The sequence below is a fragment of the Eggerthella sp. genome (assembly GCF_048329335.1).
In the GTDB taxonomy this organism is placed as follows: domain Bacteria; phylum Actinomycetota; class Coriobacteriia; order Coriobacteriales; family Eggerthellaceae; genus Eggerthella; species Eggerthella lenta.
This window is the reverse complement of sequence record NZ_DBFEGU010000314.1, coordinates 1-2187: the sequence shown is the minus strand read 5'-3', so window position 1 is coordinate 2187 and position 2187 is coordinate 1. Positions and strand designations below refer to the sequence as shown.

The following is a 2187-nucleotide window of genomic DNA, read 5'->3' as shown; positions in this document are numbered from 1 at the left end:
TCGTCACGAGCGTCGTCACTGCAGCTGCGGAAAGGCACAATACAATCCATGCTCGGCAGAACGCAAGACCGAGCAGCACGATATAGAAATCCAACGATTTCCAGTCAGGGCAAAATGCCGTGAGCTTGTTCCGCAGACACGTCCCCATTGCTCCCCTCTTTCATCGAATCCCGCTTCCCTTGCGCGGTGCGGCACCGTCCCCTGTGCCCAGTATAGCAATCTCCTCTTCATCGCATATCGGATGGAGCGCCCTAATGGCTCCGCCCCGATGCTTCCCACCTGCCGATCTCCCGACAAGGAAAAAATAGGGCGTCGAACTCGATGGCAAGCGAACGCATCCCGCGTACGGTAAACGAAGTCGCCGACCGTTCAAGGCGAAACCAAAACAATGCAAGGAGAAGGAGAGGCAATGAGCACGAAAGAACAGGGAGGGCTGTCGCGCCGCTCGTTTCTGAAGGGAGCGGGCGTCGCTGCCGCCGCTGTGGCAGGTTCCGCCGCGCTGGCCGGCTGCTCGTCGGACGCAGGCGCGTCGCAGGAGTGGCTGCCGAAGAGCTGGGACTACGAGTGCGACCTCTTGGTCATCGGCTACGGAGGCGCGGGCATGTGGGCGTCTCTCATCGGCGCCGACGAGTGCGGACAGCAGGTGCTCGTGCTGGAGAAGGCTCCGGTGCGCGGCGGTGGCAACAGCTCCATCAACAACGGCGAGTTCGCCGTCATCAAGGACGCTGAGGGCATGCGCCAGTACTGGCACGAGATGACGCAAGACGTGGACACGCCCTCGGCCGTCATCGACGCCTGGATCGAAGAAGGCCTGCGAAACTGCGAATACGCCGACAAGTACGAACTTGAATACGACATCAACGAGCAGGCCATCGCAGGCACCATTCCCGAGTACTCCTTCCTGCCGGGCGGTGCGGGCTGCCAGTCCATCGCCGACCCTCCGGGATTCGGCATGGCCTCGTTCGAGATCCTCGACCAGAAGCGCAAGGATCTAGGCATCGAGGTGCTGTTCGACTGCCATGACGAGCATCTTATCCAGAACCCCGACACTAAGGAGATCGTCGGCTGCACCACGATGATCGGCTCCGAGGAGAAGACGGTCAAGGCTCGCAAGGGCGTCATCCTCTGCACGGGCGGTTTCGAGTTCAACGAGGATATGAAGCGCAAGTACCTCAAATGCTACCCCTTCAAATTCGAGGGCTGGAAGTACAACACAGGAGACGGCATCAAGATGGTCGAGGAGGTAGGCGGCAAGCTGTGGCATATGGGCATGGCCGGCGCTATGTACGGCATGTGGACGCGCGATCCCGAGAACGACTTCCTCATCCTCATCATGCCGCCGGATCAGACATTCATCTACACCGATCGCCTGGGGAAGCGCTGGGTCGACGAGATGCGCATCGGCTCCCCGCACAACGGATGGCACGCGTTCACGCACTTCAACGACGAGATCTGCGACTACGATCACTGCCCCAGCTGGTGCGTGTTCGACCAGACGCTGTTCGAAGCCGGCCCGATGTCCACGCGCCAAGGCGACTGGTTCGAGTGCGGCAACTTCACCACCATGCTCCCCGACGAACTGCGCGACTGGGAAGGCTGGTCCGACGACAACCAGGCCGAAGTGGACAAGGGTTGGATCATCAAGGCCGACACCATCGAGGAGCTCGCCGCCAAGATGAAGGAGATCGACAAGTGGATGGACGTCGGCACGCTCAAGGCCACCATCGACACTTGGAACCAGGTCTGCGAAAACGGCGAGGATCCCGAGTTTCACCGCTCGCCCGCCACACTGAACCCGCTGAACAACCCGCCGTTCTACGCCTACACGGTGTATCCCGGCTCGTGCTCCACGCTCGGCGGCGCAATGAAGAACGAACACGGCCAGGTGCTGGACGTGTTCGCAGAACGACCCATCCCGCGTTTGTACGGCGCCGGCAGCTTCGGCAACATCCACTCGCATACGTACGGCATCACCGGCGGCAACGTGGCCGAGAACATGATCTGGGGACGCATATCCGCCCGTCACGCGGCGTCGCTCGACGCGTGGGACGAGAAGAAGTAAGGAGAAGCGCATGACCGTGCAAGCACACACCGCCGACCGGCGCCTCGTCGTGCTCGCCGTCCTCGGCGTCGTCCTCGCGCTCACGGCCGCGATGTGGACGCTCGCGGGCTGCGCGCCGAAGGCGG

Annotated in this window: 1 protein-coding gene; it reads left to right on the top strand. The window is 61.9% G+C overall.

Annotated features, from left to right (window positions below; translation table 11 throughout):
* Positions 1-409 precede the first annotated feature (409 nt).
* Positions 410-2062, top strand: a complete 1653-nt coding sequence (locus ACMO6A_RS09900) for an FAD-binding protein (protein WP_009306139.1) — start codon at positions 410-412, stop codon at positions 2060-2062.
* Positions 2063-2187: the final 125 nt, after the last annotated feature.

Excerpts from the sequence above, each read along its gene's own strand:
- ACMO6A_RS09900 (WP_009306139.1), top strand. The coding sequence starts at position 410 with ATGAGCACGAAAGAACAGGGAGGGCTGTCGCGCCGCTCGTTTCTGAAG.